This window comes from Cupriavidus necator (assembly GCF_040578825.1).
GTDB classification, from domain to species: domain Bacteria; phylum Pseudomonadota; class Gammaproteobacteria; order Burkholderiales; family Burkholderiaceae; genus Cupriavidus; species Cupriavidus necator_E.
Window position 1 is genome coordinate 1 of the sequence record NZ_JBEFLI010000151.1, and the last position, 4,499, is coordinate 4,499.

Genomic DNA, 4,499 nt, shown 5'->3' on the forward strand with positions numbered 1-4,499 from the left:
CCCCCCCCCCCCCCCCCCCCCCCCCCCCCCCCCCCCCCCCCCCCCCCCCCCCCCCCCCCCCCCCCCCCCCCCCCCCCCCCCCCCCCCCCCCCCCGCCGGCCCCCCCCCCCCCCCCCCCCCCCCCCCCCCCCCCCCCCCCCGCCCCCCCTCCACCCCCCCCCCCCCCCCCCCCCCCCCCCCCGGCCCCCCGGGCCGCCCCCCCCCCCCCCCCCCCCCCCCCCCGACCCGGGGATCCCCGCTCAGGCCGCCAGCCTGAAGGTGGACACCGCGTCCTTCAACCGCTGCGCCTGTTCTTCCAGCGAACCGGCCGCGGCGGCCGCCTCTTCCACCAACGCGGCGTTCTGCTGCGTGACCGTGTCCATCTGCGTCACCGCCTGGTTGACCTGCTCGATGCCGGCACTCTGTTCGGCCGATGCCGCGCTGATCTCGCCCATGATGTCGGTCACGCGCTTCACCGCGGCGACGATCTCTTCCATCGTCTGCCCCGATTGGGTCACCAGCATGGAGCCCTTCTCGACCCGATCCACCGAATCCCCGATCAGCGCCTTGATCTCCTTCGCGGCAGTGGCGCTGCGCTGCGCCAGGCTGCGCACCTCGCCCGCCACCACGGCAAAGCCGCGGCCCTGCTCGCCGGCACGCGCGGCTTCCACCGCGGCGTTCAGCGCCAGGATGTTGGTCTGGAAGGCAATGCCTTCGATCACGGCGATGATGTCGACCACCTTCTTCGACGCGCCGTTGATCTCTTCCATGGTCTGGGCGACCTTGCCCGCGACCTCGCCACCCTTCCCGGCGATGTCCGAAGCATTGACCGCCAGCGTGCTGGCCTGGCGCGCGTTGTCGGCGTTCTGGCGCACGATGCTGGTCAGCTCTTCCATGCTCGCCGCGGTCTGCTGCAGCGACGAGGCCTGTTCCTCGGTACGCTGCGACAGGTCGGTGTTGCCGGCCGCGATCTGGCTGGTGCCCGATACGATCGACTCCGTGCCCGCGCGCACCTGGCGCACGATGCGCAGGATATTGGCGTTCATGTCGGCCAGCGCCTGCAGCAACTGGCCGGTCTCGTCGCGGCTGTCGACATCGATGCGGCTGGTCAGGTCGCCCGACGCCACGGTGCGCGCCACGGCCACGGCCCGATGCAGCGGACGCGTGATGCCGATGGTCAGCCAGACCGAGAACGCGATGCCGATCGCCAGCACCACCACGCCCAGCCCGATCAGGCTGTTGCGCGCGTTGACGTAGATGCCGTTGATCTCGCGCGCGGTGGCGTCGATCGTGGCGCGCTGGATGTCGAGCAGCTTCTGGATCTCGCCCAGGTAAGCGTCGCCGGCGGGCACGAACTCTTTCTCCAGCACCTGGTTGGCTTCTTCGGTCAGGCCTTCCTGCTTGAGCTTCGTGATCTTGTCGCGGCCGTTGTTGTACGGGTCGCGCACGCTCAGGATTTTCTGGAACGCGGCCTTTTCTTCTTCGGTGCCGAGCAGCGGCTGGATCTTGTCGCGCAACGCGGCAATCCCTTCGATCGACGCCTTGGTCTCGGCGGCGAAGAATGCGCCCAGCGATGGGTCGGCGCTGCGCGCCACCGCCGTGGTGCGGCGCACGCTGGTGTGCATGAGCCGGTACCAGTCGCTGACCAGCCGCTCCTTGGTAAGCGGCTGCTGCATCATCGCGTGCGTGCGTTCAGCGACCTGTTGCAGGCGCATCATGCCGAATACCGTCATGAGCGCGGAAAGCAGCAATACCATCCCAAAGCCGATGCCGAGGCGGACCCCGATGCCTAGATTCTTCATTTCTTCTACCTGATTAGCACTGGTTACGGCGAAGTGCCGGCCCCGAAAACCAGCTCGGCGCGGCGTATTTCGCTCTCATCGTCCGCGGGCGGGCCGGTTGGCTGACGCACGTGCGGGCTATGGATGCCAACGGCATTGGGCGGGGAAACTTTAGGGTCTTCCACGATTGACGGCTAGAAGCGGGCGGATAGCGGCTATAGTTGAGTCAATCCGGCCCCAGGGCACTCGCCCCCCTGCCCCCTGCCCGCTTTTCCACCCAAGGAGATCCAGCATGGCCACGCCTCCCAATCCCTTTGCCGACTTCACCAAGCTGATGGAACAGTTCCGCCTGCCAGGCGTCGACATGACCGCCGTGATCGAAGCGCGCCGCAAAGATATCGAGGCCCTGACCGAGGCCAACAAGCTGGCCTACGAGGGCATGCAGGCGGTGATGCAGAAGCAGCAGGAGATCTTCACCCGCACCATGCAGCAGCTCCAGGCCGCGGCGCAGCAGTACAGCGCTGCCGGCAATCCGGCCGAAGCCATGGCCCGGCAAGGCGAGTTCGTGCAGCAGACCCTGCACCAGGCTTTCGAAAATATGCGCGAGCTGGCCGAGACCGCACAGAAGGCGCAGGCCGAAGCGCTGGCCGTGATCGGCAAGCGCGCGGAGCAGAACGTGCAGGAGGCTGGGGCGATGTTCCAGACTCCTGTCCAGACTCCTAAAGTGAAGGGCTAGCGTTTGCAGTGCTGTCGCTGGACGGCCGCTCTGCGGTCGTTCAGCGACAGGCGGTGGTATCGGCGGGGCTTGCCCGCGTTCCGCACTCTGGCGCATAGCGCCACGCATTCGGCTGGCGCTTGCCAGTCGCCAGCACCGACAGCGTCGAGAATCCAATCGCGCGCTTCGTGAACGCCGCGGGTTGGCCTACTTGTCCGTGGCGGCGATGTCGAAGATTCTCCCCTATCGGCGGAAATCCGGCAGCCGCGCATAGCCAAGGCTGCATCGACTTGCAGAATCGGCCGTCTCCGCGCACCCCTTCGTCAGCGTTAAGCTGCCGCACATTGGCAGCAAATGAGAACCATTTTCATCTCAGTGCGCATGTCCTTTGTGTGCGCACTCGATGAAATGCCTGGCATTACTTCTCCTCAGCCTGACGCTGCTTCCCTTGGCCCGGATCCATGGAGCAGACACGCGGAATCCTGGCGTCGACGAAGCGGTCCACCGCCTCCAGCGTCGATGGCATATTGGCGCCTTCGGCCACGCAGATCACGCCGTTGCCGAGCAGCGTCTCGGCGCATTGCCGTCCAGTTCGTTCTGCGTCGCGCACGGCAGCGCCACGTCGGCCGGCACGTGCCACGGGGTGCGGCCGGCTTCAAAGGCCATGCCGTGGCGGACGGCGAAGTCGGACAGACGGCCGCGCTCTGCATTCTTGAACGCCATCACTTCGGCGAGCTGCTCGCCGGTCATGCCCTCCGGGTAGTGCAGCACGCCGCCGGAATCGGACAGCGTCAGCACCTTCGCGCTCAGTTCGATTGCCTTGTCGGCGGCGTACTGCGCCACGTTGCCCGAGCCGGAGATCAGCACGCGCAGCCCGTCGAAAGCACGGCCGCGACGGTGCAGCATCTCTTGCGCGAAGTAGACCGTGCCGTAGCCGGTCGCTTCCGGCCGCATCAGGCTGCCGCCGTAGGCCAGGCCCTTGCCGGTGAAGATGCAGGCGGACTGGTTCGACAGCTTCTTCATCATGCCGGCCATGAAGCCGACCTCGCGCGCGCCCACGCCGATATCGCCGGCCGGGATATCGGTATCCGGGCCGAGGTGCCGGTACAGCTCGGTGACCAGCGCCTGGCAGAAGCGCATCACCTCGCCGTCGGACTTGCCCTTGGGATCGAAGTCCGAGCCGCCCTTGCCGCCGCCCATCGGCAGCGTGGTTCCGGTCGCCGCGGAATCAGGCGATCAACAGCTTGGTGCCGCGTTCCTTCAGCGCCGCCGCCAGCTCAGGCTCCGGCGCCATGTCCGTGATCAGCCAGGCGGCCTGCTCGAAATGCTTGATGGTCACGCCGGTATTGCGCCCGAACTTGGTATGGTCGGCCACCACGCAGGGCACGTCGGCGGCCAGCAGCATGCGGCTGCGCAGCTCGGCCGCGGCGCGCGAGAAGTCGCAGATCTCGCCGCGCGGGGTCACGCCGCCGATGCCGATAAAGGCAAAGTCGGTGTGGTAGCGCGAAAGCTGCTCGATGGTGTCCCAGCCGTGGGTGGCGTCTTCATTGTCCTGCAGCTCGCCGCCCAGCACGATCACGCGGTTGCCGTTGCGCCGGCCCAGCAGTTGGGCGATGGCAAGGTCGTTGGTGTAGACCAGCAGGTTGTGGTGGCCATGCAGCGCCTGCGCGACGGCGTGCGTGGTAGTGCCGTAGTCCAGGATCAGCGAGGCGCCGTCGCGCACCAGCTCGGCGGCGCGCACGCCGATGGCGCGCTTGCCTTCGGCATTCACTGCGGCGCGGGTCTGCGTGTCGGGTTCGGTGCGGTCGGACGCCAGCGCGCCGCCGTGGGTCAGCACCAGCAGGCCGCGCGCGGCCAGCGTATTGAGATCGCGCCGGATGGTTTCGCGCGAGACGTCGAGCTCGGTCACCAGATCGCTGATGGCCAGTGCGCCGGTGGCGGATAGCTGGTCGAGGATGTATTTCTGCCGTTGTTCGGCGAGCACGGGGACTCCGGGTGGGGGGGTACGTGGGGGGATTCTAGCG

3 protein-coding genes and 1 pseudogene are annotated in these 4,499 nt (G+C 67.9%); 1 reads left to right on the forward strand and 3 read right to left on the reverse strand.

What is annotated here, in order from left to right:
- Positions 1–239: 239 nt before the first annotated feature.
- Complete coding sequence (locus AB1I47_RS33390) at positions 240–1,781, reverse strand: methyl-accepting chemotaxis protein (protein WP_354687926.1); 1,542 nt, start codon at positions 1,779–1,781, stop codon at positions 240–242.
- Between the two features lie 271 nt (positions 1,782–2,052).
- Between AB1I47_RS33390 and AB1I47_RS33395 the strand changes: the two genes are divergently transcribed.
- Complete coding sequence (locus AB1I47_RS33395; RefSeq protein ID WP_354687927.1) at positions 2,053–2,496, forward strand: phasin family protein; 444 nt, start codon at positions 2,053–2,055, stop codon at positions 2,494–2,496.
- Positions 2,497–2,953: 457 nt separating this feature from the next.
- On the opposite strand, the pseudogene AB1I47_RS33400 reads toward AB1I47_RS33395, so the two are convergent.
- Both AB1I47_RS33400 and AB1I47_RS33405 read right to left on the reverse strand, forming a co-directional pair.
- A pseudogene (locus AB1I47_RS33400) lies at positions 2,954–3,687 on the reverse strand (Glu/Leu/Phe/Val dehydrogenase dimerization domain-containing protein); the annotation flags it as partial.
- A 16-nt stretch (positions 3,688–3,703) separates the two neighbouring features.
- Positions 3,704–4,459 carry a DeoR/GlpR family DNA-binding transcription regulator gene (locus AB1I47_RS33405; protein WP_354687928.1) on the reverse strand — a complete coding sequence of 252 codons (756 nt, stop codon included), beginning with the start codon at positions 4,457–4,459 and terminating at the stop codon, positions 3,704–3,706.
- Positions 4,460–4,499: the final 40 nt, after the last annotated feature.